The following is a 444-nucleotide window of genomic DNA, read 5'->3' as shown; positions in this document are numbered from 1 at the left end:
CCGTGAAACTTGGTCCGCAGATGAATTCCTGCCCGACGAGCTCCCTGTCGAGGATGGCGAGGAAGCGGTTGATGCGGTCCTTGTTCGCCTCGCCCCAGGCCGGCACCTGCGGCACCTCCATCTGCGCCATGGCGGGGTGAAGGTGGCGGAACACCGCCGCGACCGGCCCGAGAAGGCCGAACTCGATCCGCCGCTGCCACATCTCGACGAGCGCGCGCGAGAAGGCGTCCGTGCCGAAGAGCGGCGGCTCCGGCCGCAGCTCCTCGAAATAGCGGCAGATCGCGATGGTCTCGGTGAGCACGAAACCGTCGTCCAGGACGAGCGCCGGCACCTGCTGGACGGGGTTGATGGCCGAATAGGCCTCCTCTTTGTGCTCAAGCTTCGAGAGGTCGATCTGCTCGGTTGGGACCGTGATCTCCTTCTCCGCCAGGAAGATCTTCACCC

The 444-nt window shown here is 65.8% G+C and carries 1 protein-coding gene; it reads right to left on the bottom strand.

Annotated features, from left to right (window positions below; all coding sequences use genetic code 11):
• The coding region (locus tag AC2JF9_RS09335) for a glutathione S-transferase family protein (RefSeq protein ID WP_500727217.1) at positions 1-444 on the bottom strand (444 nt) is incomplete at both ends.

The organism is Lactobacillus sp. C449L, from assembly GCF_059900815.1.
Note: the sequence above shows the minus strand (reverse complement) of the source record. Positions and strands in the feature narration are given on the sequence as shown.